A 17919-nucleotide genomic window follows, 5' to 3' on the forward strand; every position below is an offset into this window, starting at 1 on the left:
ACCCACAGTTATGAAAGTCGTCCTCGCCACCGGCAATAAAGGCAAGCTCACTGAATTCCGGCAACTGCTCGCGGAACTGGATATGGACGTTGTGCCACAGTCCGACTTTGACATTCCCGATGCCATAGAAGATGGCTTGAGTTTTGTTGAGAACGCCATTATCAAGGCACGGCACGCCGCCAAATTGACTGGCCTACCCGCTATCGCTGACGATTCTGGCCTTGAGGTGGATATGCTCAACGGGGCACCCGGCATCTATTCCGCCCGATTTTCCGGTGAAAACGCCACAGATGAAAAAAACAACTTGCGCCTGCTATCCCTGCTACAGGAGATACCGGAGGAACAACGCACCGCCCGTTTCCAATGCCTGCTGGTGATGATGCGCAATGCCGAAGACCCGACACCGCTGATCTGCCAGGGAACCTGGGAAGGTAGAATCAGCTTCGCGCCACAGGGTGACAATGGCTTCGGTTACGACCCCCTTTTCCTGATACCAGAGCTGGGTGTGACATCGGCGCAGCTGGAGAAAACCGAGAAAAACCGCATTAGTCATCGCGGACAGGCCATGGGACTGTTACTGGAAAAACTGTCACCCCAAACACGAACCTAACTGCCTTCTCAGCCGTTAGAATAGCCACCACACCAGCGTTACCAGGACCCCCATGTCGTTCACGTCAGAACCCCGTTGGCATCGCCACAAGCGCGGCCCCGCTTCACCGGCCAACGGCCCGCTTCGCAGCTGGCTGCTGGATCGGGGTTCCCTCACCGAGCGACTGATCAAACTCAGTCATGGTGATTTTGGTGTACAGGTCATCCGCCAGCAGATGTCACTCCCCAGACCATCCGAGCGCAAAGCACTGGCTATGAGGCACCACCAGCTGGCGCTGATTCGCGAAGTGATTCTGCTCGGCGGTGGCAGACCCTGGGTCTATGCGCGCAGTGTCATCCCCCAAACCTCACTAAACGGGCGTCTGCGCGGTTTACGCAAACTGGACAACCGACCACTGGGAGCGCTGTTATTCAGCGACCCACACATGCGCAGGGGTGCCATAGAGCTCACCTGCCAGGATACCCGCCAGCTACCTCTACCCGGTCCCCTGCAAGGGATACAGGCCACAATACCGGGGCGACGCTCCCTGTTCTGGCTGGACAACAAACCGCTGTTGGTGTGTGAGATGTTTTTACCGGAATTTACCCCTTACAATACCCCGCTTTAGCCCGGTATTAACGCCTAACATGAACTCATTGCGGGAAAGATTGCCAGACTTCATCAGCCTGATGCGCCTCAACAAGCCCATTGGGACGCTGTTGCTGTTATGGCCCACCCTTTGGGCCCTGTGGCTAGCGGCAGAGGGCGTTCCCTCCATCAAGAATCTGCTGGTATTTGTTCTCGGCGTGTTCCTGATGCGTGCCGCCGGTTGTGTCATCAATGATTTTGCCGACCGCAAAGTCGACGGTCATGTAGCTCGCACCCAGCACCGTCCCATGGCCACAGGCGCCATCACCGCCAGGGAGGCACTGATACTGTTTTCCGCCCTGTGCCTGTTATCTTTCCTGCTGGTGTTGCTAACCAACGCGCTCACCATTCAGCTGGCCTTTGTCGGCGTGGCGCTGGCATTCTGCTATCCGTTTATGAAGCGCTACACCCACCTGCCCCAGCTGGTACTTGGCGCGGCATTTGCCTGGAGTATCCCCATGGCCTTTGCAGCGGAAACCGGCTCACTGCGCCCTGAGCTCTGGGCGCTTTACGCTGCTGTCATCCTGTGGACCATCGCCTACGATACCTTCTATGCCATGGTTGATCGTGATGATGATCTGAAAATCGGGATCAAATCCACGGCCATTCTGTTTGGCGACATGGACATCGCCATCACCGCCACCCTGCAGGTACTGGTGGTGATTGCATTGCTAATGATAGGTACGAATTTTGGCCGCGGCCTCTGGTTTTTTCTGGGGCTGGCTGTTGCGGCCTTGCTGTTTCTCTACCAGCAGTACCTGATACGTAACCGTGACCGGGACGGCTGCTTTAAGGCCTTCCTCAACAACAACTACGTGGGTGCCGTTATTTTTATAGGACTGGTGCTCGACTATCAGCTGGGCGGCAACTAGTTCACCATGTCGTGCCAACCACTGTCATATTTCTGTCATACCTGAGTCATGTAATACACAGATATGAAAAGAGACGATAGGGATATGAGCGAAAAAACCATTCTCATCGTGGATGACGAACCAGCCATCCGCGACATGATCAGCACAGCTCTCGACGTGGCGGGATTCAACTGCATTCAGGCGGAAAACGCCCAGCAGGCTCACGCCATGATCATCGACGAGCAACCAGACCTGGTGTTACTGGACTGGATGATGCCCGGCACCAGTGGCGTCGAGCTGATTCGTCGCCTGCAACGTGACGAGCTGACCAAAAACGTTCCGGTCATCATGCTCACCGCCAAGGCCAGTGAGGACAATGTTGTCCAGGGACTGGAAATCGGTGCCGATGACTATATCACCAAGCCTTTCTCTCCCCGCGCTCTGGTAGCCAGGATTAACGCGGTTCTGCGCCGCGCTGAACCGGCCCTGCCACAGGAACCGATCCAGGTGGAAAGCTTGCTGTTTGATCCCATCAGCCACCGAGTGACCATCAATGATCAGACCGTCTCCATGGGGCCGACTGAATTCCGCCTGCTGAGTTTTTTCCTGACCCACCAGGAGCGGGTCTACTCCCGCGACCAAATTCTGGACCACGTCTGGGGCGGCAATGTGTACATGGATGAGCGCACCGTCGATGTCCATATTCGACGGCTGCGCAAGGCAATAGCCCTTGAAGGCCATGACCGCTTCATACAGACTGTGCGGGGCGCGGGCTACCGCTTCTCCACACGGGTTGTAGAAGAGTAAGGACTACACTTGCACAGAGGGCTACAGGCAGAAATACGGCGGATTGTCCTGATCACGCTGCTGCTGTTATTCATCGGCTTCATGCTGGGCGAAATACTGTTCACCCTGCTGGCCGGTGGCAGCATCTATATGCTCTGGACTTTTTCTCATATCGCCCGCCTCTACGACTGGCTGGATCAGGGGGCTAATGGGCTGCCGCCAGATGCCAGTGGTGTCTGGGGTGATATGACGGACTACCTGTACCGTATGCAGCAGCGCAATGACCGCGCCAAACAGAGCCGCCGCCAGCTTTCCGAACGGGTGCGCAATATCACCTCTGCGTTACCCGACGGCATCATGACACTGACCCCTGACCGTGTTCTGGAATGGTGGAATCCCGCGGCAGAGGCCTTACTGGGCCTGGAAAAGGGGGACCGGGGCCAGTCCATAATCAATATTCTTCGCGACCCACGCTTTGTGGCCTTTATCCAGCACAACGAACTGCCGCCACCTACAGAATTACCCTCCCCGGAAGACCCGAGCAGAACCCTGCTGTTCAGTGCAGCCGAGTTTGGCGACGGGAATATTATCCTGATGGCGCAGGACATCACCCGACTGCGCAACCTGGAACAGATGCGGCAGGACTTTGTTGCCAATATCTCCCACGAACTGCGCACCCCGCTGACCGTACTCTCCGGTTATCTGGAAACCCTGCAAGATAACAGTGATCAACTGCCGGGCACCTGGAAAAAAGCCCTCAATCAGATGGACCAGCAGACCGAACGCCTCAACGCGCTGGCCAACGATCTGGTCATGCTGTCGCAGCTGGAGTCGAACCGAAAACCCCCACCGCGCTCTACCGTTGATATTGCCACGTTGCTGCAACAGGTCGTGCAGGATGCCCGCATGGTCTGCACCGAAAACCACCATATTTCGATGGAGCTGGTGGAAGAAAAACTGGAGGTCAGAGGTGAATACAAAGAGCTGTACAGCGCCATTTCCAACCTGGCCATCAATGCCATCAAACATAATCCCGGTGGCGTGGATGTTAGCCTGACCTGCCGCAGCACCGAAAATGAAGTGATTATTGAGATCTGTGACGATGGCTACGGCATAGATCCCAAACACATTCCGCGGCTTACCGAACGCTTCTACCGCGTCGATAACAGTCGCGCCTCAAGCACTGGCGGAACCGGCCTCGGTCTGGCCATTGTCAAACATGTTCTCATGCGCCACGGCGGCACCCTGCAGATTCGCAGCACCCTGGGTAAAGGCAGCTGCTTTTGCTGCCACCTTCCAAAACCGACTGTAGTAGCATAGTCCCCTGTTGACGATTACCGACCCTATCGGGGTCCGTAATCACTGTCGGTGCCACTCAAGATGGATCAGTTTTTTGGATATTCGGGTTCTAAACAGCATTGATGAATGCGATGCCAGTGTTTGGGATGGGCTATACAACAGCTCTTACCCATTTTTGCAGCATCGTTTTCTCTCGCTTCTGGAACACTCCGGCAGTGCCTCCACCGCCACGGGCTGGCAACCCTGTCACCTGCTCCTTACGGAGAAAAGGCGCACCATTGGTGCCCTGCCGATGTACCTGAAACATCACTCCTGGGGAGAATACGTTTTTGACTGGACCTGGGCTGAGGCCTACCAGCGTCAAAACATGGCGTATTACCCCAAGCTGCTCAGCGCTGTTCCCTTCACCCCCGCGGTGGGGCCCAGGCTGGCCCTGGCACCCAATATCGAGCTTGCCAGGGTAGCGCCGTTGTTGCTTTCCGCCATCCACAAGCTGGCCGACGACAAAGATATCAGTAGCTGGCACCTACTGTTTGCGGAGCCCACTCTGATTCAGGCCATGGGGAAGGCCGGCGCTCTGCTGCGCAGCAATGTGCAATATCTTTGGGAAAATCGGGGTTATCGGCATTTCGATGATTTTCTCGCTGCGTTATCGTCCCGCAAACGCAAAAATATCAGCCGCGAACGCCGCGAACTGGCCAATAAAGGGCTGGCTGTCAGGCGCCTGCGCAACGGGGAAATCACCCCCGAATGGTGGGAGTTTTTTTACCAGGTCTACCACAGCACCTATCACAAACACAGCGGCAACCAGGGCTACCTGACAAAGTCATTTTTTGACCGCCTGGGCGAGGTGATGGATGGCCAGCTGATGATGGCCGTAGCCGAGCGCGATGACGAAAAGGTGGCCGCAGCACTCTTCTTTTACGACGATGAAAGTCTCTACGGTCGCTACTGGGGTTGTATCCAGGAATATGATTTCCTGCATTTTGAACTATGTTATTACCAGGGCATAGAGTTTGCCATTGAGGCTGATCTTGCACATTTTGATGCCGGTGCCCAGGGTGAGCACAAGGTACGCCGCGGCTTTGAACCACGGGAAAACTGCTCGGCCCACTGGATTCGCAATGTGGATTTCGCCATAGCGATCAAACGTTTTGTCACCGAAGAACGACAATATGTGCTGGACTATATTCAGGACACCCGGCGACAGTTACCATACAAAACCGATAACGGTGGTTAGACCCGATTCCGAGGAGGAAGTTAGCCGTGAAGAAGTCCGTTTGGTTATTCATGCTGGGATGCCTGTTTTTCTCTGCATCAGGCCAGGCTGCCACTAAGCTGGAAATCGACCTCTATGTGCAGGAAGCACTGGCCGAGTTACATAAACAGTCTCCTGCCGCCAGGGAACTGACCTCACAGGCCAGAGGTATCCTGGTTTTTCCCAAGGTCTACAAAGCCGGTTTCTGGGTGGGTGGTGAGTACGGCGAAGGCGCGCTGCGCATTAGCGGCAATAACGTCAAATATTACAACATTGCCTCTGCCTCCCTGGGCTTTCAACTGGGCGCACAGATCAAATCTCAAATCATCCTGTTCATGACGGACAGCGCCCTCAACAAATTCCGCAATAGTGAGGGCTGGGAAGCGGGAGTCGATGGCAGCGTCGCCATCGCCAGCTTTGGGGCCGGTGGAGAAATTGATACCCAGACGGCACAGCAGCCTATCATTGGTTTCATCTTTTCCAACAAGGGCCTGATGTACAACCTCACCATCGAGGGCTCCAAAATCACCCCCATTGTTCGCTGATCGTCAAAGCCAGCGACGCACAGTGCCGCAGTAACTCTGGTAACTGTCGCCAAACTGGCGAGTGAGTATCCTCTCCTCGGGAATGATCTGTAGCAGTGTTATCGTCGCGACAAACAGCGGTAATCCCGGGGTCGCGTACAAGCTGTCCAGATACAGGTTCCAGGCCAGCAGCATCACCAGCAGCCCCAGATAAACAGGGTTGCGGGAATACCCGTAAATACCCTGGGTGATCAATCGCACTGTCTTGTGGGGGTAACGTGGATCGATAGTGGTTTTCGCCAGATACAGTGTGAGCACTGACAGGGCGACCACAGCCACACCCGCCACCAAGACCAGTATCACCAGTAAACTCCAGAACGCGCTATAGGAGGTATCGGCTCCAAACCCGCGGGCCAGCAGCCACATTAACACCCCGATCAGAAGCCATTGCGCCAGGGGTGGAATTTTCAATCCGAGGTTGTTGAGCGCTTTTTCCATATCAGTAACCGGTTGTTGGCAGGCATTGCATTGTCCTCTGCCAGCCTAAACCCGGCGGTCTCTGCCAGTCTGTTAACCGCTTCAAAGTCTCGTATGCCCTGGTGGGGCGCCTGCTGTTTCAGCCACTGATCGAAACGTGCGTTGCTGTCACTGGTAAAACGACCCCCGTAGTTGAAGGGGCCATAGATGGCCAGGGTCGCATCTTCAGGCATGAGTATTTCCAGTTCCGCAAACAGGTTTTCCACCGATGACCAGGCCATGATGTGGCAAGTATTGGCCGTGTACAGCGCATCAGGCTGATAATCATCGAGCTGCCAGGGGCGCTGGTCTGCATTGACCAGCAATGGCCGTCTGAGGTTATCCGCGGGGAACTCGTCGATCCAGGCGTTGATGCCTTCGTGATTAACCGCCAGATCTGTGGTTTGCCAAGTTAAGTGGGGCAGACGCGGCGCAAAATACACCGCGTGCTGACCTGTACCACTGCCCAGCTCCAACACCTGCTGGCGGTCTGCAAGAGCCCTCTGCAGAATATCCAGAATCGGCTGACGATTGTTTTCGCAGGCCTGGGAAAAAGGTTTTTCAGGATACATGCTTATTAAATCTATGTTTCATCGCGAGTGAATACCCACTCACGTGCTGAGGACATCGCAGGCTGGTAGGCATAACCCGCCGCATCAAATTCCTTGAGGCGTTCAACATCGTCAATGTGATTTTCGATGATGTAACGACTCATCAGCCCCCGAGCCTTCTTTGCATAAAAGCTGATGATTTTGTATTTACCACCCTTCCAGTCCTTGAAGACGGGGGTGATGACGTCCCCATGGAGTTCTTTCGGTATCACCGATTTGAAATACTCGTTGGATGCCAGGTTGACCAGTACCGGCGTGCTCATAGTATCCAGTTCAGCATTCAGCCCTTCCGTAATTTTGTTCCCCCAGAAACCGTAGAGATCCTTGCCCCGCTGATTGGCAAGCCGTGTGCCCATTTCCAGACGATAGGGTTGCATCAAGTCCAGCGGGCGTAGCAGGCCATAAAGACCGGATAGAATGCGCAGGTGGTCTTGCGCCCATAACAGGTCTGCTTCTGAAAGGGTTTCGGCTTCCAGCCCGGTGTAGACATCACCCTTGAAAGCCAACACGGCGGGACGCGCATTATCGGGAGTAAACGCCTTCTGCCAGTCCTGAAAGCGGCCATAATTGAGCGCACCCAGCTTGTCACTGATCCCCATCAGGGCAGACACTTGCGGTGGTGATAACTGCCGCAGCTCCTCGATCAATACTGCGGAATCATCCAGGTAGTCGGGCTGACTGTACTGGGCAGTATTCAGCGGCGATTCATAATCGAGGGTCTTTGCAGGGGAAATTACTGTCAACATACGTTGTCCAACCGGGTAGTCATTTACACATCAAGGTAGTTCATTATACTCATTTCACCACTGCCGCTTGCCAGGAGTAAACATGCGCCGGTTTCACCGAATTTCATTTCCCCTTCTCGCACTGCTACTGACCCTCACGGGCTGCTCGGTGAACCCGGTCACGGGCCAGAGTGAATTTTCCCTAGTATCTCCCGAGCAGGAAGTGGCGATCGGCGCCAACAACTATGCACCTTCCCAGCAATCCCAGGGTGGCAGGTACTATCTTGATCCGAACCTACAGGTCTATGTCAGCTCGGTAGGCCGGAAACTGGCCGCTGTCAGTGATCGTCCCAATCTGCCCTATGAATTTGTTGTACTGAACAATTCGGTGCCCAATGCCTGGGCACTGCCGGGAGGCAAAATCGCTGTCAACCGTGGCCTGCTCACCTACCTCGAAGACGAATCGCAACTTGCCGCCGTGCTCGCCCATGAAATTGTTCACGCCGCGGCCCGCCATGGGGCTTCTCAAATGACTCGCGGCACCTTGCTGAATATTGGAGCGGCCGCTGTGGGCATTGCCGGCGCCAATTACGGCCTCGGTCAGGCCGGTGCCCAGGTGGCACAACTGGGGGCCGCTGCCTGGATGGCCCGTTACGGCCGAGAAGACGAACTTGAATCTGACCGCTACGGTATGGACTACATGGTCAAAGCTGGCTATGACCCCTATGGCGCCGTGAAGCTACAGGAGACGTTTGTGAAGCTCAGTGAGGGCCGCCAGCAGGATTTCATCAGCGGCCTGTTCGCCAGTCACCCGCCTTCTCAGGAACGAGTCAATGCCAATCAGGCCAAGGCTGCGACTCTCCCCAAAGGCGTAACCAACCGCGATATTTACCAACGAAAAATCTCCCGGCTGAAACGTGACGAACCGGCCTACAAAGCTCAGGATGAGGCCATCAAGGCGCTCAACAACAAAGATGCTAAAGGTGCGCTGGCCGCACTAGACAAGGCGATCGCCATACAACCCGGTGATGGCTATTTCTGGGAGCTTCGCGGCCACGCTTGGGAGATGCTGGATAATGCTGCCAACGCCGAGAAAGCCTTCACCACCGCCATTGGTAAAAACCCTGACTATTTCAGCCATTACCTGGCCCGCGGCATGCTGCGCTATGAAGAGGCGAATAAAACAGGGGCACGGTCTGACCTCGAAAAAAGCTACAACATTCTGCCCACTCCCTATGCTAGTTACTATCTGGGGGAAATTGCCCTGGACAGCGGCGATCAACAGAACGCCATTCGCTATTTTCAGACCGCCGCTTCAGGCAGTGGCGAGATTGCCAAAAAATCTCAGGAGCGGCTAGCGGTACTGGAGTTGGAAACAGCGCCCCACAAATATATTCCCAGCAAGTTGGTACTGGGTGACGACGGCTATCTGATTATCGTCATTAAGAACAACAGCCCGGTGACGGTGACGAATGTAGAGCTGCAACTGACGAAAATGCTCAATTCATTTATCGCCGATAGCACTTCCAGCATCAATGGCCCAAGCAAGCTGGCCCCCGGCCAACAAGTCAGTCTGCAAACCCGTATCGGCCCCTTTAAGGAAAGCGCCGAAGCCAGCGCTTACCGTATCAAAGTGTCCAGGGTACAGATCGCCGCGCAGTAACTCTCACGTATCCGAAAGCCGCTCCGCCAGAAATCGGCTACAGGCCAGCACCCGGGCATTGCTCCGCAAATCCGGGTGCGTCAGTAGCCAGAGCGGCGATTCAAATTGCCGTTCAAACTGACCGATAGGCTGAAGACCGGGTGCGACATCTTCTGGCAAAAAAGCCAGCCCCAAACCCGCACGGGCCAACTCGGCCATACCGATCAGGGTATTGGCGCGGGCAGCCACGGCGAAATGATGAACACACCGACAAACTATGGAACGACGCTACTGCGTATTAGCCTGGGCGTGATCTATATCGCCCACAGCCTGTACCTGAAACTGGTGATTTTTACCCTCCCTGGCACCGCCGCCTTCTTCGAAAGCCTCGGCTTGCCAGCTTTCCTGGCCTACGCAACCTTTGCTGCAGAAGCCATTGGCGGTGTCGCCTTAGTGCTTGGCTACCAAGCTCGCTGGGCTGCACTGGCGCTTTTACCGATAGCTCTGGGTGCTACCTGGGCCCATAGCGGCGCCGGTTGGGTCTTCAGCAATGCCGGAGGTGGCTGGGAATACCCCCTGTTTCTCGCCATTGCGACGGCGGTCATTGCTCTGCAGGGAAACGGCAGCCTGGCATTACAACAGGAAAAAGTTGTCTTAGAGTAAAGGGACTATCTTCGATAGGGGGTGTGCTATGGATAAATTTTTCAAAGCCAAAGAGCGTGGCAGTACCCAACTGCCCTGGCTCAGCAGCTACCACAGCTTCTCCTTCAACCACTATTACGACCCGGCGCACATGGGTTTTGGGCCGCTGCGGGTACTCAACGAGGACCATGTCGCACCCGGCGGTAAATTTGACACCCACGGCCATCAGAGTGCGCAAATTATCAGCCTGGTGACCTACGGCACCATGTACCACGAGGACAGCAGCGGCCATACCTCGCTACTGCAACCTGGCGACTATCAGCTGATGAATGCTGGTAGCGGTATTACCCACAGTGAGGCCAACGCAAAAGGCAATGAGCCGATGGGATTTATCCTGTTGTGGGTGCTGCCCAGACACCATGGTGGACTGCCCAACTACCAGTACAAACGCTTTGAAGAAAGCGCTCCCCTGCAACTGGTCGCCAGTGGTGCACCCGATGCCCAGGCCTTCTTGCTGGATCAGGATATCCATATCTGGCAATTGCGCCTCGCCAACGGCGGTGAGCTGTTACACCCGCTACAAACGGGCTGGATACGCCGCCTCCAACTTATCGAAGGGTCACTGACCATTGACCATCAAACACTAGGTCCCGGCGATGGAATGATTCCCGCGCCCGGAAACGCCACTGAATACCTAGCCGGGCAAGATAGTCTGGCCCTGGTCTTCGACGTACCCCAACATCTTTACCAAGGACATATTGATGAAACCCATTGAACAACACAGCATCGAGCAACTTTTCACAGAAGCACGCACCTACAGCCACTGGCAGGATCGTGGCATTGCCGCCGATACCCTTCGTCAGCTCTACCAACTGGCAGCCATGGGCCCCACCAGCATGAATGCCCATCCGGGACGGTTTGTATTTTTAACCACCCCCGCCAGCAAGCAGCGGTTATTGCCGGCTTTGGCTGAAGGCAATCGGGACAAAACCCTGTCGGCACCGGTCACCGTTATCGTCGCCCACGACCCGACGTTCTACCGCCACCTGCCAGAACTGTTCCCTCACATGGACGGCGCGGAAAAGATGTTTGCCGACAACGAAGAGTTATCCAACAGCACGGCTTTTCGCAACGGCACCCTTCAGGGTGCCTGGCTGATTATGGCCGCCCGCGCCCTAGGGCTGGACTGCGGGCCCATGTCCGGCTTTGATAACGGCAAAATCGATGACATTTTCTTTGCTGAAAACGGCTGGCAATCTAACTTTCTGATCAACCTGGGCTAGGGCGATCACGACGCACTGTATGCACGGGGCAAGCGGCTGGATTTTGAAGAAGCTTGTCTCCTGCTCTAGCGCGTTCTCCTTACACCTCGGCAAACCCTTGGATATCGAGACAACACCCAATCATTTATATTTAAGCGTGATCAATGACTGTGCCACCATTTTGGTGGCACAGTAGCCTAGAAATTTTTGTTGCCATTTCGCTTAAACCAACTACCCACGTTGAATGCCCGTTATGATTTATCAGATTCTCGACCAATCAAACCATGCAGCGATAACTGAACTGTTCACTAGTGTATTCACTGCATCTGAGGGCGAGAAGGAAGGAACATTGATTGGCAAACTTGCTTCAGAGTTGGCATCAACGATCGACAATGACGAAACGATCAGCGTCGGTGCATTTGAAAACAACACTCTCGTTGGCGCTATTTTTTTCACTCGTCTGCATTTTAAGCATGCTATCAGCGTTTATATGCTGGCACCGGTAGCCATAAGTGACGAACACCAAGGCGAAGGGATCGGGCAGGCGCTAATAAAATCTGGACTTAACGAGCTCAAAAAACGCTCTGTTCATGTTGCCGTAACCTATGGCGACCCTGCTTTCTATTCAAAGGTAGGGTTTCAGGCACTTTCAGAAAATGTCCTTCAGGCCCCGCAGAAGCTTTCCATGCCGTTTGGTTGGCTTGGTCAATCTCTGACCTATGAGCCTATCCCAGTAATTAATGAACGTCCCATGTGTGTTAAAGCCTTCAACAACCCTGTTTATTGGTAAGCCTAAAAAATATCTGATTGCCCGATAATTTTCGAAAAAAAACCAGAGTAAAAACTCCGGTTTTCCAATAGCTATTCTCTTTTATTTTTTTATGCAGATTCCAGTTCCTGCGCTTTTAATGTCACATTATCACTACAGCGATTAAGCCCATTAAAGATGGCCTTTATGGCTGCACTGATAATATTGCGGTGCACCCCCACGCCAAACATGGCCGGGCCGTCGTCAATCTGCATTTCCAGATAACAGACCGCCTCCACTTCCGAGCCGGTGCCCAGGGCGTGTTCGTGGTAGTCGATGACGCGGATATTGCCGCCCAGGGCTTTGACCGCCGCGTCGATGGTGCCGTTGCCAATGCCGTTGACGGTTCTGGCTGCGCCGTTCTCCATAAACTGGATCTGGACCTCGGTGGCACCCTTGTTGCCGTGACTGTGGATGGTGACATCCGCGTCGGCCAGGCTGTAGGCACCGCTATCCTGTAAATATTCCTGTTCAAACAGGGCAAAGATATCCGCACTGGTCGCCTCTCGACCTTCCCGGTCGGTAAAGGCTTTTACCACACGGCTGAATTCAATCTGCAGGCGACGCGGCAGTTCCAGGCCATACTGTTGCTGCAACAGGAAGCTCACCCCGCCCTTACCCGACTGGCTGTTGACGCGGACGACAGCCTCGTAACCCCGGCCCAGATCAGCGGGATCAATGGTCAGGTAGGGAAGCTCCCAGATTTCGCCATCCCGCCGCTGTGCAAAACCTTTCTTGATGGCATCCTGATGGGAACCGGAAAAGGCGGTGAATACCAGTTCGCCAGCATAGGGGTGACGGGGGTGCACGGGAATCTGATTGTATTCCTCCACTGTATGCCGAATCGTATCGATACGTGTAAAGTCCAGGCCCGGGTCCACTCCCTGGCTATAGAGATTCAGGGCCAGCGTGACGATATCCACATTGCCGGTGCGCTCGCCGTTACCAAACAGGCAGCCTTCCACCCGGTCGGCGCCAGCCATTTGTGCCAGCTCTGCCGCCGCCACGGCGGTACCGCGGTCATTGTGGGGATGTACACTGATAATAATGCTCTCCCGGTTAGCGAGGTTCCGGTCCATCCACTCGATCTGGTCAGCGTAGACATTAGGCGTGGCCATCTCCACCGTGGCAGGCAGGTTGAGGATCATCCTGTTCTCCGGTGTCGGCTGCCAGATGGCAGTTACCGCATCACACACCTCTTTCACCACTTCGAGTTCTGCACCGGAAAACACTTCAGGGGAGTATTCATACACCCATTCCGTCTCAGGGTACTGGCTGGAGTACTGCCTGATCCAGCGGGTACCCTGCTCGGCAATGGCTTTCACACCGGCGATATCGGTGTTGTAGACAATGCGCCTGAACTGAGGTGCCACGGGGTTATACATATGAATAATCACCCGCCGGGCACCCTGCACCGCCTCAACGGTGCGCGCAATCAAGTCCTCCCGCGCCTGGGTCAACACCTCGATGGTGACGTCTTCGGGGATACGGTTTTCCTCAATCAGGCGACGTACAAAATTAAACTCTGTCTCGGAGGCAGCGGGGAACGCCACTTCAATTTCCTTGAAGCCGATCTCAACCAGCATGTCGAAAAAACGCAACTTGGTTTCCACCGACATGGGGTCAATCAGCGATTGATTGCCATCACGCAAATCGGTGCTCATCCAGATGGGTGGTTTTTCGATGGTGCGACCGGGCCAGCGGCGGTCATGCATTTGTACCGGGTCAAAGGCTCGGTATTTGCTGGCAGGGTTACTGATCATAATGCTCTCCAAAGGCGGTTGTTTAACCCCTGAAAAAAAGCCGGTACCTGATTGCAGGCAAAGCGGGTAACCAGCCATTAACGGTACCGGTGGGCTTCTGGCCCATTTCTTTTTCTCAGGACAGGGTCAGTTTAATGCGCACGAAGAACAATTTTATTGCCATTTATATGTTGATTTATCTTGTTTGCGCAATAATATACTTCATATACAAACTATTGAGCAATTTATGGAATACGATCACTTTGACAGGGCAATTCTTCGCAAGTTACAGCGGGATGGCCGCATCTCCAATCAGGACCTGGCGGAATCCGTTAATCTGTCCCCTTCCCCCTGCCTGCGCCGGGTGCGCCGCCTGGAAGAGGAAGGTGTGATTGTGGGCTATACCGCGCGTCTTAACGCCCGCAAGCTGGGGCTTAAATTGATGGCGTTTATCCAGATCAGCATGGACAAGCACACACCTGAGCGCTTTGCCGGGTTTGAGTCCGCCGTGGCCAATTACCCTGAAGTTCTTGAGTGCCACCTGATCACCGGCCAAGCCGCAGATTACCAGCTGAAGGTGGTAGTGGAGGATATGGATGGGTACCAGCAATTCCTGCTGAACAAGATTACCCGAATCGAAGGCGTTACCGGTGTTCAGTCCTCATTTGTGCTGAAATCACCTCAAAATACCTCTGTGTTACCGGTGTAAGCCAAGAGCATTTGTTCGACTTCTAGCACCGTTTCAAACACTTATAATTTCAGTCTCTTTGGTGTTTCTGCCGTTTATCAAGTGAGTTTTGCCGGTAAATCCTGTCGAAACCTGTCTCAACCCGATCCATACTAAGTTCATGTTACCTGCAAGTATGGGCACGTATGTCTCTCACTGATCTCAGAACCCGGATACAAGCAGCGACCTGTGCTGACGAACAGGCCTGTGTTGATGAGCTGATCGCTTCAACCGTGATGGATGATCAGCAACAGCAGGCGTCTCTGGCCATGGCCCGCCAACTTGTCGCTGCCTGCCGCAAGGATGAACAGCGTAAGGGTACGCTGGAATCGTTTCTTCAGGAGTTTGGGCTGTCAAACCGCGAAGGCATCGCCCTGATGTGCCTGGCCGAAGCTCTGTTGCGGGTTCCCGACGAGGCCACCGCGGATAAATTGATCGCGGAAAAATTGCGAGAAGGGGACTGGGCCAGCCACCGAGGGCACTCCGAGTCCCTGTTTGTTAACGCCTCTGTGTGGGGGTTGATGTTAACGGGCGACGTATTAACCCTGGAGCAAGAGATCACGGAAGATCCACCCGGGTGGCTGAAACGGCTGGTCAACCGCCTTGGAGAGCCAGTGGTCCGGAAAGCCATGGTACAAGCCATGCGGATCATGGGTAGCCAGTATGTAATGGGACGCACGCTCCCGGAGGCCATGTCTCGAGGCCACAGGGAATCATCCGTCTGTGTACGCTTCTCCTTCGATATGCTTGGCGAGGGCGCCAGAACCGAGGCCGACGCCAAGCGCTATTTTGAGGCGTATGCAGAGGCCATTCGGCAACTTGGCGAAGCGAGTGGTGGGGACTCCCCCGACCGGGCAGATGGTATTTCCGTGAAATTATCTGCCCTGCACCCACGCTACCAGTTCAGTCAGCGCCAGACCGTTATGACGGTTCTACTGGATCGCTTGCGCACCCTGGCCCTGGCCGCCAGAAACTACCAGATTGGCCTCAGCATCGATGCAGAAGAAGCCTCTCGCCTGGAGTTATCTCTGGATCTTTTTGAAGCCTTGGCACGGGATCCGGCATTACAGGGCTGGCAGGGTCTTGGCTTTGTGCTTCAGGCTTATCAGAAACGCGCTCCACTGGTGGCCCAGTGGCTGATCCAACTGGCAAAGGATACCCATCGCCAGTTTATGGTGAGACTGGTCAAGGGTGCCTACTGGGATACCGAGATCAAACTCGCCCAGGAAGCCGGCCTCGCTGATTACCCGGTATTCACTCGTAAGGTGAATACCGATTATTGCTATCTGCATTGCACCAACGTGCTGCTGTCCAGCCCCGACTACATCTATCCACAGTTCGCCACTCACAATGCGCAAACGGTCGCAGCCATACTGCAACTGGCGGGTGAGGCTCGATTTGAATTGCAGCGGCTGCATGGCATGGGTGATTTGCTCTACCGTCAACTGCAGCAGCACCTTGAGCACGCGGGAGGCCAGATGCCTCCAGTGCGGGTTTATGCGCCGGTGGGCCAGCACCGGGAATTACTACCTTACCTGGTAAGACGGTTACTGGAAAATGGCGCCAACAGTTCGTTTGTAAACCGCCTGCTCGACCAGAAGGTCCCCGTTGAGGAACTGGTGCAGCCCCTGTTGCCTCAGGTGCTATCGTCGGCCACCCGCAGGCACCCCCATATACCCAGGCCGGTTGACCTGTACCAGAATTCAGCGGCACACCGCAGCAATTCCCCTGGCATTGACCTCAACAATCCCCTGGAAGTTAACGTCCTGCTCGAAGCCATATCAGAGTCAGATACCGTTGATTGGCGTGCCGGACCCATCATTAATGGCCAGCTGCGACCGGGATCTCTGCAACCCCTGCACTCCCCCGCTGATGGAACAACCATTGGTTTCGCCAGCGACAGCACGGGCGAAGATGTCGAGAATGCCCTTGAGTCAGCGCGCCAGGCTCAACCCCGCTGGGACCTTCTGGGCGGCCGGGCACGGGCCGACACACTGGAGCGGGTTGCGACGGTGCTGGCAGAAGCGTTCTATTCTCTGGTGACACTGATCGTGCGAGAAGCCGGTCGAACCCTTGCCGATGCCATTGCCGAGGTGCGAGAGGCGATTGATTTCTGCCGCTACCATGCCCACCAGGCCCGGCAACAGTTTGGCGAACCAGTCACGCTGGCAGGGCCCACCGGCGAGGACAATCGGCTCAGTCTCCATGGCCGCGGTGTGTTTCTCTGCATCAGTCCGTGGAATTTTCCACTGGCCATCTTTACAGGACAGGTTACCGCCGCACTGGCTGCTGGCAACGCAGTGATCGCCAAACCGGCCTGTCAAACACCCTTGGTGGCGGCGCTGGCCACACAACTGTTTCACCGGGCGGGAGTTCCAGGGGATGTGCTTCAGCTATTGCCCGGTGATGGCAAAGCACTTGGCGACCTTCTCTTACCCGACCCGCGCATTGCCGGTGTCGCGTTCACCGGTTCAACGGCCACAGCCCATATCATTCAACGCACACTGGCGGAGAGAAATGGGGCGATTGTTCCCCTGATTGCTGAAACCGGTGGGCAGAATGTCATGCTGGTGGATTCCACGGCGCTGCCAGAACAGGTCGTTGATGACATCATTCGCTCCGCCTTTCTCAGTGCCGGACAGCGCTGCTCAGCACTTCGTGTGCTGTTTGTGCAGGACGATATTGCCGATACGCTTCTGCATACACTGACCGGAGCGATGCAGGAACTGCAGTTGGGAGATCCGAGCTTGCTGTGTACCGATATTGGCCCGGTGATTGATCGGGTGGCCCGGGACAGACTCCAGGCCCACATTGAACGAATGACCAAAGAAGCCAAACTGCTCGCCAGGTTGTCACCCCCATCAAACCTAAGCGGATACTTTGTGGCACCTCACCTGTTCGAGATTGAGCATCTGTCACAGTTAAACGAAGAAGTATTTGGCCCGATTCTGCATGTGATCCGTTACCGGGCAGAAGCACTGGACGAGGTAATCGACCAGATTAATGCCTGCGGCTACGGGCTGACGCTGGGAATCCACAGCCGAATCCGCGGCTTTGCCGAGCAGGTATTCCAGCGCACCCAGGTGGGCAATACCTATATCAATCGTAATATGGTGGGTGCAGTTGTGGGCTGCCAGCCTTTCGGTGGTTGCGGCCTGTCCGGAACCGGCCCGAAAGCCGGCGGGCCTCATTACCTGACTGCGTTCGCCATCGAAAAAGTACGCAGTGAAAATATTACCGCCCGAGGAGGAAATACCGCACTGTTTGGTTTACCCGACGATTAGCTCCG

General features: G+C 55.1%; 19 protein-coding genes. 14 read left to right on the forward strand and 5 right to left on the reverse strand.

The features are described 5' to 3' along the window. Nucleotides 1-10 precede the first annotated feature (10 nt). The 7 genes from Q8A57_RS07010 to Q8A57_RS07040 all read left to right on the forward strand — a co-directional run bounded on the left by Q8A57_RS07010 (nucleotide 11) and on the right by Q8A57_RS07040 (nucleotide 5976). Complete coding sequence (locus Q8A57_RS07010) at nucleotides 11-610, forward strand: XTP/dITP diphosphatase (RefSeq protein ID WP_305170281.1); 600 nt, start codon at nucleotides 11-13, stop codon at nucleotides 608-610. A gap of 52 nt (nucleotides 611-662) precedes the next feature. After that, nucleotides 663-1217, forward strand: coding sequence for a chorismate--pyruvate lyase family protein (locus Q8A57_RS07015; RefSeq protein WP_305170283.1), 555 nt, complete (start codon nucleotides 663-665; stop codon nucleotides 1215-1217). Between the two features lie 19 nt (nucleotides 1218-1236). Then, nucleotides 1237-2109, forward strand: coding sequence for a 4-hydroxybenzoate octaprenyltransferase (gene ubiA / locus Q8A57_RS07020; RefSeq protein WP_305170285.1), 873 nt, complete (start codon nucleotides 1237-1239; stop codon nucleotides 2107-2109). Between the two features lie 84 nt (nucleotides 2110-2193). After that, nucleotides 2194-2895 (forward strand): phosphate regulon transcriptional regulator PhoB, encoded by a 702-nt coding sequence (phoB, locus tag Q8A57_RS07025; RefSeq protein WP_305170286.1) that lies wholly within the window; start codon nucleotides 2194-2196, stop codon nucleotides 2893-2895. 9 nt (nucleotides 2896-2904) lie between these two features. Beyond that, complete coding sequence (gene phoR / locus Q8A57_RS07030; protein ID WP_305170287.1) at nucleotides 2905-4194, forward strand: phosphate regulon sensor histidine kinase PhoR; 1290 nt, start codon at nucleotides 2905-2907, stop codon at nucleotides 4192-4194. 73 nt (nucleotides 4195-4267) lie between these two features. Continuing rightward, complete coding sequence (locus Q8A57_RS07035; RefSeq protein WP_305170288.1) at nucleotides 4268-5413, forward strand: GNAT family N-acetyltransferase; 1146 nt, start codon at nucleotides 4268-4270, stop codon at nucleotides 5411-5413. A 26-nt stretch (nucleotides 5414-5439) separates the two neighbouring features. After that, nucleotides 5440-5976 (forward strand): BPSL1445 family SYLF domain-containing lipoprotein, encoded by a 537-nt coding sequence (locus Q8A57_RS07040; RefSeq protein WP_305170289.1) that lies wholly within the window; start codon nucleotides 5440-5442, stop codon nucleotides 5974-5976. Between the two features lie 3 nt (nucleotides 5977-5979). On the opposite strand, the gene Q8A57_RS07045 is transcribed toward Q8A57_RS07040, so the two are convergent. The 3 genes from Q8A57_RS07045 to yaaA are packed head-to-tail and all read right to left on the reverse strand — an operon-like array spanning nucleotide 5980 to nucleotide 7828. Then, entirely contained in the window at nucleotides 5980-6453 is a 474-nt protein-coding gene (locus Q8A57_RS07045; RefSeq protein ID WP_305170290.1) for a methyltransferase family protein, read from the reverse strand. After that, a complete protein-coding gene (locus Q8A57_RS07050) occupies nucleotides 6423-7043 on the reverse strand; it encodes a DUF938 domain-containing protein (protein WP_305170291.1) in 621 nt (206 codons plus the stop codon). The genes Q8A57_RS07045 and Q8A57_RS07050 overlap by 31 nt, the downstream gene beginning before the upstream one ends. Before the next feature lie 11 nt (nucleotides 7044-7054). After that, nucleotides 7055-7828: a peroxide stress protein YaaA gene (gene yaaA, locus Q8A57_RS07055; RefSeq protein ID WP_305170292.1), complete on the reverse strand. Its 774-nt coding sequence runs from the start codon at nucleotides 7826-7828 to the stop codon at nucleotides 7055-7057. Nucleotides 7829-7910: 82 nt separating this feature from the next. Here yaaA and Q8A57_RS07060 point away from each other — a divergent pair, with 82 nt between their 5' ends. Continuing rightward, the gene (locus Q8A57_RS07060; protein ID WP_305170293.1) at nucleotides 7911-9470 is read left to right on the forward strand and encodes a M48 family metalloprotease; all 1560 of its coding nucleotides are present in this window, start codon (nucleotides 7911-7913) and stop codon (nucleotides 9468-9470) included. A 3-nt stretch (nucleotides 9471-9473) separates the two neighbouring features. Here Q8A57_RS07060 and Q8A57_RS07065 read toward each other — a convergent pair whose 3' ends face one another. Next, complete coding sequence (locus tag Q8A57_RS07065) at nucleotides 9474-9698, reverse strand: type 2 periplasmic-binding domain-containing protein (RefSeq protein ID WP_305170294.1); 225 nt, start codon at nucleotides 9696-9698, stop codon at nucleotides 9474-9476. A gap of 6 nt (nucleotides 9699-9704) precedes the next feature. On the opposite strand from Q8A57_RS07065, the gene Q8A57_RS07070 reads away from it, so the two are divergent. The 4 genes from Q8A57_RS07070 to Q8A57_RS07085 all read left to right on the forward strand — a co-directional run bounded on the left by Q8A57_RS07070 (nucleotide 9705) and on the right by Q8A57_RS07085 (nucleotide 12143). After that, nucleotides 9705-10112 carry a DoxX family protein gene (locus Q8A57_RS07070; protein WP_305170295.1) on the forward strand — a complete coding sequence of 136 codons (408 nt, stop codon included), beginning with the start codon at nucleotides 9705-9707 and terminating at the stop codon, nucleotides 10110-10112. Between the two features lie 28 nt (nucleotides 10113-10140). Continuing rightward, the gene (locus Q8A57_RS07075; protein ID WP_305170296.1) at nucleotides 10141-10866 is read left to right on the forward strand and encodes a pirin family protein; all 726 of its coding nucleotides are present in this window, start codon (nucleotides 10141-10143) and stop codon (nucleotides 10864-10866) included. Beyond that, nucleotides 10853-11374, forward strand: coding sequence for a malonic semialdehyde reductase (locus tag Q8A57_RS07080; RefSeq protein ID WP_305170297.1), 522 nt, complete (start codon nucleotides 10853-10855; stop codon nucleotides 11372-11374). Before Q8A57_RS07075 ends, Q8A57_RS07080 begins: the two co-directional genes overlap by 14 nt. A gap of 232 nt (nucleotides 11375-11606) precedes the next feature. Next, nucleotides 11607-12143: a GNAT family N-acetyltransferase gene (locus Q8A57_RS07085; protein ID WP_305170298.1), complete on the forward strand. Its 537-nt coding sequence runs from the start codon at nucleotides 11607-11609 to the stop codon at nucleotides 12141-12143. Between the two features lie 89 nt (nucleotides 12144-12232). Here Q8A57_RS07085 and leuA read toward each other — a convergent pair whose 3' ends face one another. Next, on the reverse strand, nucleotides 12233-13924 hold the full coding sequence (gene leuA, locus Q8A57_RS07090) for a 2-isopropylmalate synthase (RefSeq protein ID WP_305170299.1): 1692 nt from the start codon (nucleotides 13922-13924) through the stop codon (nucleotides 12233-12235). A 226-nt stretch (nucleotides 13925-14150) separates the two neighbouring features. Here leuA and Q8A57_RS07095 point away from each other — a divergent pair, with 226 nt between their 5' ends. Together Q8A57_RS07095 and putA are read left to right on the forward strand one after the other, a co-directional pair. After that, a complete protein-coding gene (locus Q8A57_RS07095) occupies nucleotides 14151-14612 on the forward strand; it encodes an Lrp/AsnC family transcriptional regulator (protein ID WP_305170300.1) in 462 nt (153 codons plus the stop codon). Between the two features lie 164 nt (nucleotides 14613-14776). Further along, complete coding sequence (putA, locus tag Q8A57_RS07100) at nucleotides 14777-17914, forward strand: bifunctional proline dehydrogenase/L-glutamate gamma-semialdehyde dehydrogenase PutA (protein ID WP_305170301.1); 3138 nt, start codon at nucleotides 14777-14779, stop codon at nucleotides 17912-17914. Nucleotides 17915-17919: the final 5 nt, after the last annotated feature.

This window comes from Porticoccus litoralis, assembly GCF_030676955.1.
Lineage (GTDB): Bacteria > Pseudomonadota > Gammaproteobacteria > Pseudomonadales > Porticoccaceae > Porticoccus > Porticoccus litoralis.